The organism is Mycobacterium sp. 2YAF39, assembly GCF_052114565.1.
Classification (GTDB): domain Bacteria; phylum Actinomycetota; class Actinomycetes; order Mycobacteriales; family Mycobacteriaceae; genus Mycobacterium.
Map to the genome: position 1 here is coordinate 31,291 of NZ_JBFREZ010000013.1, position 18,510 is coordinate 49,800.

17 protein-coding genes are annotated in these 18,510 nt (G+C 67.0%); 7 read left to right on the plus strand and 10 right to left on the minus strand.

Annotation, left to right across the window (positions count from 1 at the left end; genetic code table 11):
* Together AB4Z42_RS26360 and AB4Z42_RS26365 are read right to left on the minus strand one after the other, a co-directional pair.
* Positions 1-1,020 carry a phosphotransferase family protein gene (locus AB4Z42_RS26360; RefSeq protein ID WP_442012193.1) on the minus strand — a complete coding sequence of 340 codons (1,020 nt, stop codon included), beginning with the start codon at positions 1,018-1,020 and terminating at the stop codon, positions 1-3.
* Entirely contained in the window at positions 1,017-2,315 is a 1,299-nt protein-coding gene (locus AB4Z42_RS26365) for an acyl-CoA dehydrogenase family protein (RefSeq protein ID WP_442012194.1), read from the minus strand. Before AB4Z42_RS26365 ends, AB4Z42_RS26360 begins: the two co-directional genes overlap by 4 nt.
* Before the next feature lie 94 nt (positions 2,316-2,409).
* On the opposite strand from AB4Z42_RS26365, the gene AB4Z42_RS26370 reads away from it, so the two are divergent.
* Positions 2,410-3,402 (plus strand): NADPH:quinone oxidoreductase family protein, encoded by a 993-nt coding sequence (locus AB4Z42_RS26370; protein ID WP_442012195.1) that lies wholly within the window; start codon positions 2,410-2,412, stop codon positions 3,400-3,402.
* On the opposite strand, the gene purF is transcribed toward AB4Z42_RS26370, so the two are convergent.
* Together purF and AB4Z42_RS26380 are read right to left on the minus strand one after the other, a co-directional pair.
* Positions 3,399-4,964: an amidophosphoribosyltransferase gene (purF, locus tag AB4Z42_RS26375; RefSeq protein WP_442012196.1), complete on the minus strand. Its 1,566-nt coding sequence runs from the start codon at positions 4,962-4,964 to the stop codon at positions 3,399-3,401. The two genes, AB4Z42_RS26370 and purF, sit on opposite strands and share 4 nt — an antisense overlap.
* Before the next feature lie 193 nt (positions 4,965-5,157).
* Positions 5,158-5,550 (minus strand): sterol carrier family protein, encoded by a 393-nt coding sequence (locus AB4Z42_RS26380; RefSeq protein ID WP_442012197.1) that lies wholly within the window; start codon positions 5,548-5,550, stop codon positions 5,158-5,160.
* Between the two features lie 16 nt (positions 5,551-5,566).
* Here AB4Z42_RS26380 and AB4Z42_RS26385 point away from each other — a divergent pair, with 16 nt between their 5' ends.
* Both AB4Z42_RS26385 and AB4Z42_RS26390 read left to right on the plus strand, forming a co-directional pair.
* On the plus strand, positions 5,567-6,772 hold the full coding sequence (locus AB4Z42_RS26385) for an MCE family protein (protein WP_442012198.1): 1,206 nt from the start codon (positions 5,567-5,569) through the stop codon (positions 6,770-6,772).
* 40 nt (positions 6,773-6,812) lie between these two features.
* Complete coding sequence (locus AB4Z42_RS26390) at positions 6,813-7,235, plus strand: PPOX class F420-dependent oxidoreductase (protein ID WP_442012199.1); 423 nt, start codon at positions 6,813-6,815, stop codon at positions 7,233-7,235.
* A gap of 6 nt (positions 7,236-7,241) precedes the next feature.
* Here AB4Z42_RS26390 and AB4Z42_RS26395 read toward each other — a convergent pair whose 3' ends face one another.
* The 4 genes from AB4Z42_RS26395 to purL are packed head-to-tail and all read right to left on the minus strand — an operon-like array spanning position 7,242 to position 12,676.
* The gene (locus tag AB4Z42_RS26395) at positions 7,242-8,033 is read right to left on the minus strand and encodes an SDR family NAD(P)-dependent oxidoreductase (RefSeq protein ID WP_442012200.1); all 792 of its coding nucleotides are present in this window, start codon (positions 8,031-8,033) and stop codon (positions 7,242-7,244) included.
* The gene (locus tag AB4Z42_RS26400) at positions 8,026-8,649 is read right to left on the minus strand and encodes an Rv0804 family intramembrane glutamic endopeptidase (RefSeq protein ID WP_442012201.1); all 624 of its coding nucleotides are present in this window, start codon (positions 8,647-8,649) and stop codon (positions 8,026-8,028) included. Before AB4Z42_RS26400 ends, AB4Z42_RS26395 begins: the two co-directional genes overlap by 8 nt.
* Positions 8,649-10,373 carry an alpha/beta hydrolase gene (locus AB4Z42_RS26405; RefSeq protein WP_442012202.1) on the minus strand — a complete coding sequence of 575 codons (1,725 nt, stop codon included), beginning with the start codon at positions 10,371-10,373 and terminating at the stop codon, positions 8,649-8,651. Before AB4Z42_RS26405 ends, AB4Z42_RS26400 begins: the two co-directional genes overlap by 1 nt.
* Positions 10,370-12,676 (minus strand): phosphoribosylformylglycinamidine synthase subunit PurL, encoded by a 2,307-nt coding sequence (gene purL, locus AB4Z42_RS26410; protein ID WP_442012278.1) that lies wholly within the window; start codon positions 12,674-12,676, stop codon positions 10,370-10,372. The genes AB4Z42_RS26405 and purL overlap by 4 nt, the downstream gene beginning before the upstream one ends.
* Before the next feature lie 71 nt (positions 12,677-12,747).
* On the opposite strand from purL, the gene AB4Z42_RS26415 reads away from it, so the two are divergent.
* A complete protein-coding gene (locus tag AB4Z42_RS26415) occupies positions 12,748-14,532 on the plus strand; it encodes a thiamine pyrophosphate-requiring protein (protein ID WP_442012203.1) in 1,785 nt (594 codons plus the stop codon).
* A 16-nt stretch (positions 14,533-14,548) separates the two neighbouring features.
* Here AB4Z42_RS26415 and AB4Z42_RS26420 read toward each other — a convergent pair whose 3' ends face one another.
* Positions 14,549-14,896, minus strand: coding sequence for a VOC family protein (locus AB4Z42_RS26420; protein WP_442012204.1), 348 nt, complete (start codon positions 14,894-14,896; stop codon positions 14,549-14,551).
* A gap of 86 nt (positions 14,897-14,982) precedes the next feature.
* Here AB4Z42_RS26420 and AB4Z42_RS26425 point away from each other — a divergent pair, with 86 nt between their 5' ends.
* On the plus strand, positions 14,983-15,372 hold the full coding sequence (locus tag AB4Z42_RS26425) for a nuclear transport factor 2 family protein (protein ID WP_442012205.1): 390 nt from the start codon (positions 14,983-14,985) through the stop codon (positions 15,370-15,372).
* Here AB4Z42_RS26425 and AB4Z42_RS26430 read toward each other — a convergent pair.
* The gene (locus AB4Z42_RS26430; protein WP_442012206.1) at positions 15,369-16,625 is read right to left on the minus strand and encodes a M18 family aminopeptidase; all 1,257 of its coding nucleotides are present in this window, start codon (positions 16,623-16,625) and stop codon (positions 15,369-15,371) included. The genes AB4Z42_RS26425 and AB4Z42_RS26430 overlap by 4 nt on opposite strands.
* Before the next feature lie 52 nt (positions 16,626-16,677).
* Between AB4Z42_RS26430 and AB4Z42_RS26435 the strand changes: the two genes are divergently transcribed.
* Both AB4Z42_RS26435 and AB4Z42_RS26440 read left to right on the plus strand, forming a co-directional pair.
* Complete coding sequence (locus AB4Z42_RS26435; RefSeq protein ID WP_442012207.1) at positions 16,678-17,700, plus strand: Dyp-type peroxidase; 1,023 nt, start codon at positions 16,678-16,680, stop codon at positions 17,698-17,700.
* Entirely contained in the window at positions 17,700-18,497 is a 798-nt protein-coding gene (locus AB4Z42_RS26440) for a family 1 encapsulin nanocompartment shell protein (RefSeq protein ID WP_442012208.1), read from the plus strand. Before AB4Z42_RS26435 ends, AB4Z42_RS26440 begins: the two co-directional genes overlap by 1 nt.
* Positions 18,498-18,510: the final 13 nt, after the last annotated feature.

The window sequence follows — 18,510 nt, forward strand, 5'->3', positions numbered from 1 at the left end:
TCAGGCATCTCCTCGTTCGATCAGGTCGCCGGCGCCTGCCAGCAAGAGGTCGGCTTGGGAACCGAAGAACTCGTGCACCGGCTTGTCCGACTGGCCCCGCATGAACTTGGCGTAGCTGCCCTCCAGGACGATCGCCAACTTCCATCGCGAAAACACCTCGTACCAACCGATATCGGCGACATCGCGGCCGGAGCGTTCGGCGTAGCGGTCGATCAACGCCCGCGTGGGAGGCAGGTGGTCGCGCGCGAACCGTGGCTCGCCCGCCATACCGAGAGGCATGGTCCCGTCGGGGCCCGGGTGAAAGATCAACGCCCACGCCAGGTCGACCAGCGGATCGCCTATCGACGACATCTCCCAATCCACGACGGCCAGCAGCCGCGGCGGTGTGTCGGGGGCGAACAACACGTTGTCCAGCTTGTAGTCCCCGTGTGCAAGCGTGGCGGGTTGGTCGGCGGGACGCCGGACGTCCAGCCATTGGCCGATGCGGCGCGCCGCAGGCAGGTCCCGGCCGCCGTAGGAGTCCAACTGTGCGAGCCACCGTGACACCTGCCGCGACAGGTATTTCTCCGGATGCGCGAAATCGGTTAGGCCGCAACGCTTCCAATCCACCGCGTGGATCTCGACCAGTGCGTCGATCAGCTCCTCGAGAGCCCGGCCGTGCGCCTCCGGCGCCGTCGCCCACGCCACAGGGACGGCTTTGCGCACCGGGATGCCGTCGACACGAGCCATCACATAGAACGGCGAGCCGAACACGTCGGGGTCGCCGCAGGACAGCACCGGCCTGGCGATCCGCACGGACTCGTCCTTGACGGCGTCGAGGATCCGGAACTCGCGAAGCACGTCGTGTGCGGTCGAGGAACTGGCGTGGCGCGGCGCCCGGCGAAGCACCCATCGATCGTCGCCGCGGTCGAGGGCGAAGATTTCGCAGGAGCCCCCGCCGGGCATCGGCGTGACGGTCACATGCTCGCGGCCGCCGAGCTGCCGGTCGAGGTAATCCTCAAGGGCCGCAAGCTGGCTCATGTGAGCCCTGCCTCCGCCCTCAGCGACTCCCACTTCCGCTCCGCCGCGGGCCGGCGACTCGGGATGTGTTCGGAGGGCCAACCCTCGACCGGCTGATAATTCCGCAGCAGTGTGCGGGCCAGCACCGACTTGTGCAGTTCGTCGGGACCGTCACCGATCGGGCCGAACCGGGTGGTGCGGTACCAGCTCTCGACCGGAAGGTCGCTGGAGTAGCCGAGCGCCCCGCACACCTGGATCGTGCGGTCGAGCACGGCGAGCACGACCTTGGAGACGTGCGCCTTGATCATGCCGAGGTCGGCGCGGATGGCCGATGCGCCGAACTTGTCCATCTTCCACGCCGTCTGGAAGGTCAGCAGGCGCGCTGCCTGAATCTCCATGTGCGACAACGCGATATAGTCCTGGATCATTTGGTGGTCGGCCAGGCGTCTGCCATGCGAGGACCGCGACACCGCTCGCTCGCACATGATGTCGAGCGAACGCTGGGCCTGTCCGAGCCAGCGCATCGAATGATGGATGCGCCCGCCGCCGAGGCGCTGCTGGGCCAGTTGGAATCCGCCACCGGGATCGCCGATCAGGTGGTCCGCCGGAACACGGCAGTCGGTGAACACGATCTCGGCGTGGTTGCCGATCCGCCCGTATTCGGTGTCGGGATGGCCCATGGTCGGGATATCGCGCACGATCGTCATGCCCGGTGTGCCGGCCGGCACCACGATGATCGACGCGTGCCGGTGCGGCCGGCCTTCCGGATTTGTCTCGGCGACGACGAGAATGATGTCGGCGGTTGATGCATTCGTGGTGAACCACTTGTGGCCGTTGATGATCCAGTGGTCGTCATCGAGAGTGGCCGTCGTGCCGATCACCGTCGGATCGGCGCCGGCGAGGAACGGCTCGGTGAGTGCGAACGCACTGGTGATGTCCCCCCGCAGGTTGGGCCACAGCCAGCGCTGCTTCTGCTCGTCGGTGGCGCCGTGGGCCATCAACTCCATGTTGCCGCTGTCGGGGGCCTGCACGCCGAAGATGACCATCGAGAGCATGCTGCGGCCGATGATCTCCGACATCAGGGCGAGCTTGAGCTGCCCGAGGCCGGAGCCGCCGAGTTCGGGACCGAGGAACGCCGCCCACATGCCAGCGGCCTTGACCTGATCCTGCAGGTGCCGTTTGACCGCCGTCCACTCCTCGGTCGCCATCTTCTCGTCGAGTATCGGCTCCAGCGGGACGATTTCGCGATCGATGAACTCACGCATCCACACCAGCTGCTGCTCGAATTCAGGGTCCGTTTCGAAATCCCACGCCACGACATCACCATCCCGGGTACGTTGAAATGACACTGTAATCACACCGTCTGTCCGCTGTCGAGCAATGGCCCGGCGCGGAGTCTGGAGGCAACAGATGCGCGCTTGGCAGGTGCACGACAAGGGCGAACCGATCGACGTCCTCGAGCAGTCGGACATCCCGATCCCGGCGCCGGGACCCGGGCAGCTCCAGGTGCGGGTCAGCGTCGCGGGCATCGGGTTGCCCGACGTCCTGATGGCGCGCGGCACTTACCCGTTGACGCCGCCGCTGCCGTTCACCCCCGGACAGGAGCTCGCGGGCGTCGTGACGGCGGTCGGCGACGGGGTCGACACCCCGATCGGCACGCGCGTGATGTCCACCAGCGGCTTCATCGAGGGCAAGGGCTCCTTCGCCGAATACACCGTCGTCGCCGCCGAGCAGGCGTTTCCGGTACCCAGCGCACTCGATGACTCAGCCGCCGCGGGCTTCTGGATCCCGCACATGACCGGCTGGGCGGCCCTCGTGGATCGCGGCAGGATCGCGGCAGGCGACTGGCTGGCGGTGCTCGGCGCGGCCGGTGGCAGCGGCATCGCGGCCGTTCAACTCGGCAACGCGCTGGCGGCCAGGGTGATCGCCGTCGTCGGCGACGAGCGGAAGGCGGACTTCTGCCGCGGCCTCGGCGCCGAGGCGGTCGTCGTGCACCGCGGCGGCGACCTGGCGGCAGATCTCCGCGCCGCGACGGGCGGGCGTGGCGTCGACCTCGTCTACGACCCGGTCGGCGGTGCGCCCGCGGAGGAGGCGCACGGTGCGCTGGCCAGCGGCGGGCGGCTGCTCGCCGTCGGATTCGCCAGCGGCCGCTGGCCCGACATCGACACCCAACTCCTCGTCATGACGAACACGTCGATGGTCGGGGTGTTCGCCGGCAGTTACTCGCGGACTGAACTCGACGCGGTGCACGCCCAGTTGTCCGAACTGGTGACCGCCGGACGGCTGCGGTGCGCAGTCACCGAGAATGTGGCCTTCGACGAATTGCCGCAGGCGCTGCAACGGCTGGCGAACCGTGAGGTGATCGGCAAGCTCGTACTCGACGCGCCGACCGAAGGCTCCTAGGGCCTGCGCAGCGCCGACGCGTTGTCGTTGTCGGCCTGCAGCGGAATGCCCGTGCGTGCCGCGGTGGTCAGCATGTGCTCGATCACGTTCTTGCCCAACGCCGTTTCGCCAGGCAACTCGATCGGATAGTTGCCGTCGAAGCATGCCGAACACAGCCGCGTCGGGGGCTGCTCGGTGGCCGCGATCATGCCCCGCTGGCTGATGTAGCCCAGCGTGTCGGCGCCGATGGCATGCCGCACACCCTCGAGCATCTCGCTCACATCGTCACCGGTGCTGGCGGCGTTGGCGATCAGCTCGGCCGGGGTCGCGAAGTCGATGCCGTAGAAACACGGCCATTTCACCGGCGGCGACGCGATGCGCACGTGCACCTCGACGGCACCGGCCTCGCGCAACATCCGGATCAGCGCCCGCTGGGTGTTGCCGCGCACGATCGAGTCGTCGACGACGATCAGCCGCTTACCGCGAATGACTTCCTTGAGCGGGTTGAGCTTGAGCCGGATGCCGAGCTGGCGGATGGTCTGCGACGGCTGGATGAACGTGCGCCCGACGTAGGCGTTCTTCATCAGGCCCTGCCCGTAGGGAATGCCGGACTCCTGGGCGTAGCCGACGGCCGCGGGGATGCCTGATTCCGGGACGCCGATGACCAGATCCGCCTCGACAGGCTTCTCGCGGGCCAGCCGACGGCCGATGTCGACGCGGGTGCCGTGTACCGAACGGCCTGCGATCGTGCTGTCCGGGCGAGCCAGGTAGACGTACTCGAAGACGCAGGCCTTGGGTTCGGGATTGGCGAAGCGCGTGGAGCGCACCCCGTCTGCGTCGATGGCCAACAGCTCGCCGGGCTCGATGTCGCGGACGAACGAGGCGCCGACGATGTCCAGCGCCGCGGTCTCCGAAGCGACGACCCAGCCGCGGTCCAGCCGCCCCAATGACAACGGCCGCACGCCGTAGGGGTCGCGGGCCGCATAGAGGGTGTTCTCGTCCATAAAGGTCAGACAGAACGCGCCACGCACGGTCGGCAGTAGTTCGAGCGCGGCCTGCTCCAGCGTGGCATCGACGGCACCGTGGGCCAGCAGCGCGCCCAGGATGTCGGAATCGGTGGTGGCCGCGGGCGCGCCGCGGGTGCCGAGCAGTCCCGCCTCGCGGGCACGGGTAGCGAGGTCGGCGGCGTTGACCAGATTGCCGTTGTGACCGAGTGCGACACCGGTGCCCGCAGCGGTGTTGCGGAACACCGGCTGGGCGTTCTCCCAAGTGGTGGATCCGCTGGTCGAGTAGCGGCAGTGTCCGATGGCGACGTGGCCTTCCATGGCGGCCAGCGTCTGCTCGTCGAAGACCTGGCTGACCAGGCCCAGGTCCTTGAAGACCAGCACCTGGGATCCGTCGGCGACCGCGATTCCCGCCGCCTCCTGGCCACGGTGCTGCAGTGCGTAGAGGCCGTAATACGTGAGCTTGGCCACCTCTTCACCAGGCGCCCAGACACCGAACACGCCGCATTCTTCGCGGGGTTCGTCTGACGAGCCGGATATGCCAAAAGAATCGATCGAGTCGGTCTGCGGGCCGGTCACGATAGGGCTGCTCCCAGGGCGAGGTGGGTAGACGTGTTCAGTCTACGGTCATCACTGGTCAAACACCGAAAAGCACGGCGGTGTTCTCGACGAAAAACAACCGTCGCGAGGGCCGCGGTAATTCCGGCGACGGCGTCTTTACTGGTCACGGGGTGTAGCGGCGGACGAGCGCCTGCTCGGACCTGTGGCGAACTTAACCGTCGAGACGGACCACCGGCAGCCACGCACCGATCTCGTCGGCGCGCGCTCCCGACAGCCGCAGCGCACCGGTGGCGGTGGCGCCCGCCACATCGAGCAGACCTGTCGCGAGCAGCAGCCAGGTCCGCGGGTCCGCCTCGACCACGTTGGGCGGATTGCCGCGCCGGTGCGCGGGCCCCGAAATACATTGCACCGCAACAAACGGTGGGACGCGGACCTCGACGGAGGAACCTGGCGCGACGGCGGCGAGCGTGCGGGCGGTCAATCGCACCGCCTCGGCGATCTCGGCGCGGGCGGGTTCGGGCCCGCTCTCGTCGCGCAACCATCCGGCGAGTGCTGAAACCGCAGCACGCGTCCTTGCCGGATCGGCCCTACGAGGGGTGGCCATACCTTAGATTCTCAAAGTGTTTGTCGACCGCCACAATCCGCCCTACCGCATCGCGGGTGCGGTGCTGGTGGTGATCACCGCGGTGGTGGCGGGGCTGATCTACATGCAGTTCCGTGGCGACTTCATCCCCGCCACCGAACTCACCCTGCAGTCGTCGCGCGCCGGCCTGGTCGTCGAACCGGGCGCGAAGGTGACCTACAACGGTGTGGAGATCGGCCGGGTCGCCCGCATTGGCGCCGTCGATGTCGACGGAACGTCGAAGGCGCGGCTATCCCTTGACGTCGACCCCGACTACATCAACCTCATCCCGTCCAACGTGGTCGCCGATATCCAGGCCACCACCGTGTTCGGCAACAAGTACATATCCTTCAGCTCACCTAAAGACCCGACAGCGAAACGTATTTCGAGCAACGACATCATCGATGTGTCCTCGGTGAGCACCGAGTTCAACACACTCTTCGAGACCGTGCTTTCTCTGGCTGAACAGGTCGACCCGGTCAAACTGAACCAGACACTGACCGCCACGGCCGACGCCCTGACGGGTCTTGGCGACCGGTTCGGTGAATCGCTGAAAAACGGCAACAGCATCCTCGACGACCTCAATGCCCGGATGCCGCAGATCCGCGAGGACACCCGACTGGTGGCTGATCTGGTGGACGTCTACGCCGACGCGTCGCCGGACCTGTTCGACGGTCTGCAGAACGCGGTGACCACGGCGCGCACGTTCAACGCGCAGTGGGCCGACGTCGACTCGGCGTTGATGGGGGCGCTGGGCTTTGCCGACACCGCAACAGACAGTCTCAACCGCGGTGGGCCGTACTTCGTGCGCGGTGCGGCCGATCTGCTGCCGACGTCCAAACTGTTCGACTACTACAGCCCCCAACTCTTCTGCACGCTGCGGAACTTCAACGAGATCCAGGAGAAGGTCGCCGAGACGCTCGGCGGCAACGGCTACTCACTTGCGACGTCGTCGGGCACGTTCGCGGGGGCGGGCAACCCGTACATCTATCCCGACAATCTGCCGCGGGTGAACGCCCGGGGAGGTCCCGAGGGTCGCCCCGGCTGCTGGCAGAAGATCTCCCGCGACTTGTGGCCCGCGCCGTATCTGGTGATGGATACGGGCGCCAGCATCGCGCCCTACAACCATGCCGAACTCGGCCAGCCGATCCTCATCGACTACGTGTGGGGCCGCCAGGTCGGCGAGCTCACGATCAACCCGTGAGCGTTGACATCAACATTTGTTGAGGTTCTACGTTGGCGGTATGACGTTCAAACAGCACGAAATCGACTTTCTTCGCCAAGCCGACCTCGGCCGGCTGGCCACCGTTCAGGACAACGGGATGCCGCAGAACAGTCCCGTCGGGTTCACCTACAACGAACAACTCGGCACCATCGATATCGCCGGGTACCAGATGTCGAAGAGCCAGAAGTTCCGCAACATCGCCCGCAACGCCCACGTCGCATTCGTTGTCGACGACATCGCTTCGCGCGATCCGTGGCGGGTGCGCTGCCTCGAGATCCGCGGCACCGCTGAACAATCCGAGGCCGCTCCGGCACAGGGTGCGGCCGGAGATCACCTCGACACCGCGATCATCCGGATCACGCCGCGGCGCATCATCAGTTTCGGCATCGACGATCAGGACACCGAACCACACCAACTGGTGGCGGATATTCGGGACGTGTAGCCCGCCTCAGTCGGGAAAACCGAACATCTTGACGACTCCGTGGTCGCGGCCCGCGGTGTAGCCGCCATCGACCGCGATCGCCTGCCCGGTGACGAATGATGCATCGATCGACACCAGAAACGCTGCCATCGCGGCGATCTCGTCGGGGCGACCTCTGCGCTGCAGTGCGTGTTCTTCGGTGATGGACTGCAGCGGGCCTTCCATGCCCTCGAGCCCCATGACGCTGGTGAGCATCGGTGTGTCGATGAAGCCGGGGCAGATGGCGTTGGCGCGGATACCGCTCGGGCCGTAATCGAGCGCGATGTTCTTGGTGAGCAGCACGACGCCGCCCTTCGACGCGTTGTAGGCGCTGCCGCCCGCCGTGCCCTCCAGACCCTCGACGCTGGCGAGGGTCACGATCGAGCCGCGTTCGCCGTCCACCCGGGGCTGCTCGATCATTTTGGCGAGCGCCGCCTTGGCCACCACGAAGGTCCCGGTGAGGTTGACGGAGATCACCCGCTCCCATTCGTCCCTGGGGAGCAGGTGCACCGGCCCGCCGCCCGCGACGCCCGCCGAGTGGACCACGCCGTCGATCCGATCGGGAACCGCGGCGAACACCGCGGCGACGGCAGCTTCGTCGGTGATATCGGCCGCGACGAACTCGAACCGGGCGCCGAGGTCCTCGGCAGGGGCGGCAAGATCCGTGCCGACGACGGTCCCGCCCTCGGCCAGCAGCCGCCGCGCAGTCGCCAGCCCGATGCCTGAGGCCGCGCCGGTGACGACGAATGAGCGGGATGCGGATCTGTCAGCACTAACCATGCGCAGACCTTATGCGCTGCACGGTAAGTGCCGCGACGGCGCCCGCCTCGTTGATCGCCAGATGCGCCAGCATCGGGGCGATCAGACTGCCCGAACGCTCGTAAAGCCAGCCGAACACCCATCCGGCCAGCCCGGTGACGAGCACCGTGGGCACGACGGGCTCGCCTGTGCTGCGCGCGTCGGCGATATGGGACAACCCGAACGCCGTTGCCTGGACGAGCCGCCCACCCGCAGGTCCGAACGCGTCGGCGGCGATGGTGCCCAGCGCTCCGCGATACGCCGCCTCCTCCGAGGCGACGGTTCCCAACGGGATACCGAGCAGCAGCCATTGCAACGCCGCGTCGGGCAGGTCACGCTCGGCCATCTCCTCGCGCACCCGCGGCAACGCGGTGCCCGCCGCGACGACAAGCACGACCGGAACGGCGGCCGCGAGGCCGAGTCGCACTCCCGGGCCCGCGCGCCGAAGTCCTACCGGAGCACGCGTGAGCGCGAGCAGCGCGGCGCCGACGACAGCGTGTGCGACAGGATGCCACCGCGACGGTAACCGGGGTGCCACCAGGCTCCACGCGATAAGGCCGGCGGCCAGAACAAAAGTCCGAACCTTCTTGGCGCGCACTAGTATTCGGAACCGCCTTCGGATTCCGTCTTTTGCAGGGCCGTGCGGATCCGCTCGGTGTCCTCGGGCGTCCAGCCGTCGGGCGGGACGACGGCGGCCCAGCCGTCGAGCACATAGTCGCCGTAATTGTGGCCGTGCCCGCCCGGCACGGAACCGGCGTTGGTCATGTCGGCGGCGACCTGCCAGAACGTGACGATCGGATACCACCGCATCGACGCTGTGCGGTCGCGGCCCGGCGGTTCCCTCAGCCAGTCGGGCCTGCTGAATATCAAGTCCTCCGACCACCACACCACCGGGTCGGACGGGTGTTGCATGAACAGCACGCGCGTGCCCTCCCACGGCGCAGTCTCTTCGGCAGCGATGTCGCGGCCGTCGGTGGCCTCCGAGAACCTGACGGTGCGGCCGTTGTCATAGCGGGGTTTGACCTCGGGCGTGCCGGGGTCCCGGCGCTCGGTGATCGCACGCCACAGCGGGCTCGCGTTCGGCGGGCCCACCCACAGCACGGACGAGAAACCCATATCGGCTATATCGGGCAGCCACGCGAATGCACCCTGGCCGGCCATCGAACCGAGGCTCTCGCCGTAGAGCACCAACTCCGGTCGCCGATCCGGCGGCAGCTTCTGCCACCGCTCGTGGATGGCGTCGATCATCATCCGGCCGGATTCCATCGACTTCTGCTGGTCGCCCAGAAACGAAATCCAGCTCGGCAGATACGAATACTGCGAGCCGACCAGCGCGGTGTCGCCGTTGTACATCATTTCCAGCGAGCGCGCCGCCACCGGGTTGATCCACCCGGTGCCCGTGGTCGGGATGATCACCAGCAGCTTGCGCTCGAACGCTCCGGTGCGTTCGAGCTCACTGAGCAGCACGGCCATGCGCTCTTCGTCGGTATCGGCGGTCTGCAGGCCGACGTAGGCGCGGATGGGCTCCTTGGCGGGCCTGCCGTTGAGGCGGGTCAATTCCTCGGCGTGCGGACCGGACGCGACGAAATTGCGCCCCTGATAACCCAGCGTGTCCCATGCCGCGAAAGATGTTGGACTGCCGGATCTTTCAGGCTCCAGCGGCTGGACGATCCCGGGCCGCGTGGTGAAGTTCTGGGGCTGGAACACTCCGTTCGCCCCGGCGAGAAAGCCTCGGACCAAAACGCCGTTGACGAGCGTGATCACCAGCACCACGACGATCGCGGTGCCGATGAACAGGGCCACCTCGTCGTGCAGATGCCAGCGCCGGATGAAGTAGCGCGCCATCACCTTGATCGCGTCGATCAGGATCCGGGCGGCGCCCACGCACGCGCCGCCTGCGAGCACCGCGATGATCAGCGTCCGCAGGTATCCGAGCGTGGTGGGGCCTTCGATACCCACGACCGCCGACACCTGGCGTTGCCACGCCGCGGCCGGGATCAACATCAGGACGCTTGCCGACACCGCGAGCACCACCGTGGCAGTCTTGACCACGTACTGCACCCGCCTCGGCGGCGGCCACCACGGGCGCCTGCGTATCACGAAGCGGTGGAACAGCCGCCACGCGAACACGCCGATGCCGTAGCCGATGGCCGCGTTGAGACCGCCGATGAGCCCCTGAAACAACCAGTCCCTCGGCAGGAGCGACGGTGTCAGCGACAGGCAGAAGAACACTGCGCCGAAGGCGATTCCGACGAAGTCAAGCCGGATCAGGCTCCATGCCCAGACATACAGCGGGTGTCGTTCGCGGGTCTGCGCACTCACCCGAACAACCCGGGAAGCACGCCCTCCGACGTGCTTCGCAGGTCCTCCAGACTGGCCGTGAACAGACCCTGCACCTCGACGGCGGCGTCGGCCCCGGTTGCTCCCGGGTCGACGACGCCGATGCGCGTCGCGGGCAGTCCGCGGGCCTCACACATAGCCACAAAACGGCTCTCCTCGGTCCGCGGCACCGCGACAAGCACCCGGCCCGTCGACTCCGAGAAGAGAAATGTGAAAGGACCTGTGCCTTCTTGAAAGCCCTCGGGAATGACGATGCGGCAACCTGTTTCGCCGGTGAGCGCGGCTTCGACGACGGTTTGTATGAGCCCGCCTTCGGACAGATCGTGTGCGGCCGACACCAGCCCGTCGCGCGATGCGGCCGACAACACGTCGGCGAGTAGCTTCTCGCGGTCCAGGTCGACCTTCGGCGGCAGACCACCCAGATGATCGCCGGTGACCTGCGCCCAGATCGAACCGTCGAACTCGTCGCGGGTCTCTCCCAGGAGAATCAGCGTTTCGCCGGGTTCGGTGCCCAGTCCGGTCGGAATGCGGCGCTTCACATCGTCGATGACACCGAGTATGCCGACGACCGGGGTAGGCAGAATCGGCGTCGTGCCGGTCTGGTTGTAGAAGCTGACGTTGCCACCGGTAACCGGAATGCCAAGTGCGGCACAGCCATCGGCGAGCCCGCGGACGGCCTCGCTGAACTGCCACATCACGCCGGGGTCCTCGGGTGAGCCGAAGTTCAGACAGTTGGTCACCGCGACGGGCGTGGCGCCGGTGACGGCGACGTTGCGGTATGCCTCGGCCAGCGCCAGCTGCGCACCGGTGTACGGATCGAGCGCGGTGTAGCGGCCCGAAGCATCGGTCGAAATCGCGATGCCCCGGCCGGTCGCTTCGTCGATGCGCAGCACTCCGCCGTCGGCGTTCTCCGCCAAAACGGTGTTGCCGCGGACGTAACGGTCGTACTGCTCGGTGATGTAGGCACGGCTGCACAGATGCGGACTGCCAAGCAGCGCAAACAAAGTCGCGCGAAGTTCATCCCCTGACGTCGGCCGCGGCAGCTTCTCCGACGTGTCGGCGTTGAGCGCATCCTGGGTGTCCGGCCGCTCGACCGGCCGTTCGTAGACCGGGCCCTCATGGGCGACGGTGCGCGGCGGCACGTCGACGACGGTCTCGCCGTGCCAGGTGATCACGAGCCGGTCGCCGTCGGTGACCTCACCGATGACGGACGCCAGCACCTCCCACTTGCGGCACACCGCCATGAACGCGTCGACGTTCTCCGGCGTGACGACTGCGCACATGCGCTCCTGTGACTCGCTGGACAGGATCTCCGCCGGTGACATGTTCTTCGCACGAAGCGGGACGGTGTCGAGCTCGATCCGCATTCCGCCGTCGCCTGCCGAGGCGAGTTCGGATGTGGCGCAGGACAACCCGGCCCCACCGAGGTCCTGGATGCCGACGACGAGCTTTTCCGCATACAGCTCGAGGCAGCACTCGATGAGGACCTTTTCCATGAACGGGTCGCCCACCTGCACCGAGGGCAGCTTCTTACGCCCCGGCGCTCCACTCTCATCGCCACCGAAGGTGTCCGACGCCAGCACCGAAACGCCGCCGATGCCGTCGAGTCCGGTGCGCGCGCCGAACAGGATGATCTTGTTGCCCGTGCCCGACGCGAACGCCAGGTGCAGATCCTCCTTGCGGAGCACCCCCACGCAGAGCGCGTTGACCAACGGGTTGCCCGCATAGGACGCGTCGAACACGGTCTCACCGCCGATGTTCGGCAGGCCGAGCGAGTTGCCGTACCCACCGACGCCACGCACGACACCGTCGACGACGCGGCGGGTGTCGGCCGCGTCGGCCGCACCGAAGCGCAACTGGTCCATCACCGCCACCGGGCGCGCGCCCATCGCCATGATGTCGCGCACGATGCCACCGACTCCGGTGGCCGCACCCTGGTAGGGCTCGATGTAGGAGGGGTGGTTGTGGGACTCCACCTTGAAGGTGGCCGCCCAGCCGTCGCCGATGTCGACCACGCCGGCGTTCTCGCCGATGCCCGCGAGCATCCCGGCGCGCATCGCCTCGGTGGTGGTCTCGCCGAAATAGCGCAGGTGCACCTTCGACGACTTGTAGGAGCAGTGCTCACTCCACATCACCGAATACATCGCCAGTTCGGCGTCGGTGGGACGACGGCCGAGGATCTCGCGGATCCGCTGGTACTCGTCGTCCTTGAGGCCCAGTTCGCGGTGCGGTTGGGGCGTATCAGGGGTGGCGGCGGCGTTCTCGACGGTGTCAACAACATTCAGGCTGTGGGTTAGCTCCGACGTCACGTGGCCAGTCTAGTTTGGGCCGCTTCGTGGGGGGTACCGCGACGCACATGGGACAGACAGTCGCCGACTTCATCCTGCATCGTCTGCGCGAATGGCATGTCGAACAGGTCTTCGGCTACCCGGGTGACGGGATCAACGGCTTGGTCGCCGCGTTCGGGAAGGCCGACGACAAGCCGGCCTTCATCCAGTCACGGCACGAGGAGATGTCGGCGTTTCAGGCGGTCGGCTACGCGAAGTTCTCCGGCCGCATCGGGGTATGCATGGCAACGTCCGGGCCGGGCGCCATCCACCTGCTCAACGGGCTTTACGACGCCAAGCTCGACCACGTACCCGTCGTGGCGATCATCGGGCAGACCGCGCGCAGTGCGATGGGTGGCAGCTATCAGCAGGAGGTCGACCTGCAATCACTGTTCAAGGACGTCGCGTCCGACTTCATCGTCGAGGTCAATGTGGCGGCCCAGCTACCCAACGCACTGGACCGCGCCTTCCGCACAGCGCGAGCCCGCCGCGCTCCCGCCGCGGTGGTGATCCCGTCCGATCTGCAGGAGGAGCCCTATCAACCGCCGGCTCAAGCATTCAAGCAGGTACCGTCCAGCGCTCCGAACGACAGCGCGCCTGTGCTCATGCCGGACCGGGCGGCGATCCGACGGGCCGCCGAGATTCTCAACGCCGGCTCCAAAGTGGCGATTCTGGTGGGCCAGGGTGCGCGTGCGGCGGCCACCGAGGTGCAGGAGGTCGCCGACCGCACCGGAGCCGGTGTCGCCAAGGCGCTGTTGGGCAAGGACGTACTGCCCGACGACCTGTCCTACGTCACCGGCGCGATAGGCCTATTGGGCACCAGGCCCAGTTACGAGTTGATGCGCGATTGCGACACCTTGCTCATCGTCGGTTCCAACTTCCCGTACAGCCAGTTCCTCCCGAAGTTCGGCAAGGCCCGAGCGGTACAGATCGACCTCGACGGCGCCAACATCGGCATGCGCTACCCCACCGAGATCAACATCGTCGCCGACGCGAAAGCCGCTCTGGCCGAACTGCTTCCGTTGCTGACACCGAAGAGCGACCGGTCGTGGCGGGAAACCGTCGAACAGAACGTCGTGCGGTGGTGGGACGTCGTCGAACGGCAGTCCATGTTGTCGGCCGACCCCGTCAACCCGATGCGGGTGGTGTGGGAGCTGTCGAGCAGACTGCCCGCATATTCAATCGTCGCAGGCGACTCCGGCTCGTCGACCAACTGGTACGCGCGCTGTCTGCGATTCGGCCCGACGGTCCGCGGCTCGCTGTCGGGGACGCTGGCGACCATGGGGCCCGCGGTGCCATACGCGATCGGCGCGAAGTTCGCGCATCCCGATCGTCCCGTGATCGCACTGGCCGGTGACGGGGCGATGCAGATGAACGGGCTGGCCGAACTGCTGACCATCCGCCGCTACTGGCGCCAGTGGTCGGATCCGCGGCTGGTGGTCTGCGTCTTCCACAACAACGACCTGTCGCATGTCACCTGGGAGTTGCGTGCGATGGGCGGCGCACCGAAATTCGAAGAATCACAGAGCCTTCCCGAGGTCTCGTACGCCGACGTCGCGCGGGTGATGGGGCTGCGGGCGATCACCGTCGATGACCCCGAAGCGGTCGGACCGGCGTGGGACGAGGCGCTGAGCGCCGAGGAACCCGTCCTGCTCGACGTACGGACTGATCCCGAGGTTCCGCCGATCCCTCCGCACGCCACCTACGACCAGATGAAGTCGATGGCCGAGGCCATCCTCAAGGGCGACCCGAACGGTTGGCACGCCATGGCCGAGCTCGCGAAGAACAAAGCGGCAGAACTGTTCACACGCTGATCGACCAACCTGAGCGTCAGCCGGCCGGCGCCACGCAGAACGCGTTGCCGTCCGGATCGGCGAGCACCACCCATTCGAAGTCGCCGAAGCTGCCCCGCCCTGTCTCGCTGGCGCCTAGGTCGACGAGCCGCTTGACCTCGGCCTCGACATCGGAGGTGCCGAAGTCGATGTGCACGCGGTTCTTGCCCGGCGTCGGGTCGTCGACCTTCTGGAAGGCCAGCCCGGGACCCTCAGGCCTGGACACGGTGACGAAAAACGGTGGTGCGATGGGATTTACCTGCCCGTCGAGAGCGCGGGCCCACCAGTCGGCGAGCCGCTCCGGGTCAGTGCTGTCGAAGGTGATGTTCTCGGTCTTGAGCGCCATGGCGCTGACCCTAGAGCAGCACGGTGACACGTGCGCTTACGTCCCGCGTAATTGAACGGCCGCGCGGACACCCGCACGCTGGGGGCATGACCGAAACCCAAACCGAATCGAAGTTCAGCGCAGACATGTGGGCGGCGTTCTGGGCCGCCCCCGACGAGTCCCGTATCGGCGACATCCTGGCCGACGACATCGTCGGCTACTGGCAGGGCGAGCCGACGCCGGTTCGCGGACGCGCGGCGTACACCGCGAAGATCGTCGACCTGATCACCACCGTCCCCGACCTGCGCCTGGAGCTCGTCGACAGCGCGACCGTCGACGGCGCCGTCCCCGGCGAACAGCTGGTGTACCTGCATTACGTCGGTCGCGGCACCAGCCCCGACGGTCCCATGGTGATCCGTGGGCTCGACCGGGTCCGCTCGCGCGACGGCGTCGTGGTGGAGAACGTCATCCGCTACGACCAGGTCGACGAGTCCTAGCTCGGCGACAGGAACGCGCCGAGCGCTGCGGAGTAGGCCGCGACGTCGTCGGCGCCCATGACCTCGCGCGACGAGTGCATGGCCAACTGCGCCGCGCCCACGTCGACGGTCGGGATACCGGTGCGCGCCGCCGTCATCGGTCCGATCGTGGATCCGCACGGCAGATCTGCCCGGTGCTCGTAGCGCTGCAGCGGGACACCGGCCTGGGCGCACGCCAGCGCGAACGCCGCCGCGGTCCTGCCGTCGGTGGCGTAGCGCAGATTCGGCTGCACCTTCAGCACCGGTCCGGCGTTGACCTCGATGAGGTGGCCGGGTTCGTGCCGGTCGGGATAGTTCGGATGCGTCGCGTGGGCCATATCGCCGGAGGCCACCATCGATCCCGGCAGCCGCCGCAGGAAGTCCTCACGACCACCACCGGCGGCCAGCGTGATGCGCTCCAGCACCGTCAGCAGAAGTTCGGACTGCGCACCGTGGTCGGACTGCGATCCGACCTCCTCGTGGTCGAACAGCGCCAGCACCGGCGTATGCCCGCGCGGCTCGGCCGCCAGGAATGCCTCCAGTCCGGCGTAGCACGTCGCCTGGTTGTCCAGCCGCGGTGCGCTGAGCAGCTCCCGGCCTGCACCTGCGAGTGTCGACGGGGTGAGATCGTGGGTCATCAGGTCCGCGCCCAGTACGTCGGCGACGTCGACGTCGGCACGCTCGGCCAGCCAGCCGAGGAAGGACCGTGGCCCGCTGCCGACGCCCCACACGGCGTTGACGTGGCGCTGCGGGTCCAGTGACACCGATTTGCGGTCCTCGGCCAGGTGGATGGCCAGTTGCGGTACGCGCAGAATCGGCTCGTCGACACGGATCAGACGCTGTTCGATGGTCTGATCCCGTCGCAATGACAGCCGTCCGCTGATCCCGAGGTCGCGATCCAGCCAGGAGTTCAGCCATGCCCCGCCGTACGGCTGCAGCGCGACGACCTGCCAGCCGGACACGAACCGGTCGGGATGCTGTTTGACCCGCAGATTCGGGCTGTCGGTGTGACCGCCGACGATGCGGAAGCCGAGATCGGGGTCGGCGGCCTTCCAGGCGAGCAGCGAGCCTGCGCGCACGGTGAAGAACCGGCCCTCGGCCGACGGCCAGGGGTCGCCCTCCGACACCTCCGTGAAGCCGGCGGCCGCGAGCCGCTCGGCCACCGTCGCGCAGACGTGAAACGGCGACGGCGAGGCGTCGATGAACTCACAGAGGCCCTGCGGACTTGCCGACATGGTTCTTCATCTTCTCCGATCATCGCCGGTGATCTTGACTTAGGGTCGAACGGTGCCCGCACCACTGCCGCAGCCGGTGACAGCGCCGCTGACACCTGCGGCCATTTTCCTGGTGGCGACGATCGACGACGGCGGCGAATCGGCCGTGCACGACGGACTTGGCGACATCTCCGGACTCGTGCGCGCGGTCGGGTTTCGTGACCCCGACAAGCACCTGTCGGTGGTGACGTCGATCGGATCCGACGCCTGGGACAGGTTGTTCTCAGGCCCGCGGCCCGCCGAACTGTCGCCGTTCATCGAGTTGTCCGGCGCGAGGCACCACGCGCCTGCCACACCGGGGGATCTGCTGTTCCACATCAAGGCGATGTCGCTGGACATGTGCTTCGAGTTGGCGGGCCGGATCGTCAAGGCGCTCGACGCCGTCACCGTCGTCGACGAAACCCACGGGTTCCGCTTCTTCGACAACCGCGACCTGCTCGGCTTCGTCGACGGCACCGAGAATCCCGAAGGCCCACTCGCGGTGTCCGCCACCGAAATCGGCGACGAGGACCCCGATTTCGCCGGCGGCTGCTACGTCCACGTGCAGAAGTACGTGCACGACATGTCGTCGTGGGATTCGCTATCGGTCACAGAGCAGGAGATGGTGATCGGCCGCAGCAAGCTCGAGGACATCGAGATGGCAGATGATGTCAAGCCCGCCAACTCCCACATCGCCCTGAACGTCATCGAGGACGACGACGGCACCGAACTGAAGATCGTGCGGCACAACATGCCGTTCGGCGAAATCGGAAAGTCCGAATACGGAACATATTTCATCGGCTACTCGCGCACGGCCGCGGTCACCGAGAAGATGTTGTCCAACATGTTCATCGGGGATCCGCCGGGAAACACCGACCACATCCTCGAGTTCTCCACCGCCATCACCGGCGGAAAGTTCTTCACGCCGATCGTCGATTTCCTCAACGACCCACCCCCGCTTCCGAATTCGGAGTCGGCACAAGACCAGCCAGCCGTCACCGGTGCGTCCATCCCGGACGGCTCGTTGCGCATCGGCAGCCTGAAAGGAACCCGTTGATGAACAACCTGTACCGCGAACTCGCTCCGATCACCGAAGCCGCGTGGGAAGGAATCGAACTGGAGGCGACGCGGACCTTCAAACGGCATATCGCCGGACGGCGCGTCGTCGATGTCAGCGAGGCGAGCGGCCCGGTGACTGCGGCAATCAGCACGGGTCACCTCGGCGACGTGCCCCCACCCGCCGAGGGTGTGGTGGCGCATCTGAGGGAGAGCAAGCCGTTGGTGCGGCTGCGAGTGCCCTTCACCGTCAGCCGCAGAGCGATCGACGACGTCGAGCGCGGTTCACAGGACTCGGACTGGGACCCGGTCAAGGAAGCCGCCAAGAAGCTGGCGTTCGTCGAGGACAGGGCGATCTTCGAGGGTTATGAAGCGGCGTCGATCGAGGGCATCCGGGCGTGCAGCAACAATCCCGCGCTCGCGCTGCCTCCGGATGTGCGGGAGCTCCCGGACGTCATCTCCCAGGCGCTGTCCGAGCTGCGGCTGGCAGGCGTCGACGGGCCCTACTCAGTGCTGCTGTCAGCCGACGTCTACACCGAGGTGAGCGAGACCACCGCACACGGCTATCCCATCCGCGAGCACCTCAACCGACTGGTGGACGGCGACATCATCTGGGCGCCCGCCATCGACGGCGCGTTCGTGTTGTCCACCCGCGGAGGTGATTTCGATCTCCAGCTCGGCACCGATGTGTGCATCGGCTACTTGTCACATGACGCCGAGACCGTCGAGCTGTACCTGCAGGAGACGTTGACGTTCCTCTGCTACACCGCTGAGGCCTCGGTCGCGCTGACGAAATAGCCCCCCGAAGGGC

Bases quoted from the DNA above. Each gene is read 5' to 3' on its own strand.
- AB4Z42_RS26380 (WP_442012197.1), bottom strand. From the start codon at position 5,550: ATGGCCACCCCTCGTAGGGCCGATCCGGCAAGGACGCGTGCTGCGGTT.
- AB4Z42_RS26425 (WP_442012205.1), top strand. From the start codon at position 14,983: ATGACCGAAACCCAAACCGAATCGAAGTTCAGCGCAGACATGTGGGCG.
- AB4Z42_RS26370 (WP_442012195.1), top strand. From the start codon at position 2,410: ATGCGCGCTTGGCAGGTGCACGACAAGGGCGAACCGATCGACGTCCTC.
- AB4Z42_RS26440 (WP_442012208.1), top strand. From the start codon at position 17,700: ATGAACAACCTGTACCGCGAACTCGCTCCGATCACCGAAGCCGCGTGG.
- AB4Z42_RS26420 (WP_442012204.1), bottom strand. From the start codon at position 14,896: ATGGCGCTCAAGACCGAGAACATCACCTTCGACAGCACTGACCCGGAG.
- AB4Z42_RS26390 (WP_442012199.1), top strand. From the start codon at position 6,813: ATGACGTTCAAACAGCACGAAATCGACTTTCTTCGCCAAGCCGACCTC.
- AB4Z42_RS26360 (WP_442012193.1), bottom strand. From the start codon at position 1,020: ATGAGCCAGCTTGCGGCCCTTGAGGATTACCTCGACCGGCAGCTCGGC.
- AB4Z42_RS26415 (WP_442012203.1), top strand. From the start codon at position 12,748: ATGGGACAGACAGTCGCCGACTTCATCCTGCATCGTCTGCGCGAATGG.
- AB4Z42_RS26430 (WP_442012206.1), bottom strand. From the start codon at position 16,625: ATGTCGGCAAGTCCGCAGGGCCTCTGTGAGTTCATCGACGCCTCGCCG.
- AB4Z42_RS26395 (WP_442012200.1), bottom strand. From the start codon at position 8,033: ATGGTTAGTGCTGACAGATCCGCATCCCGCTCATTCGTCGTCACCGGC.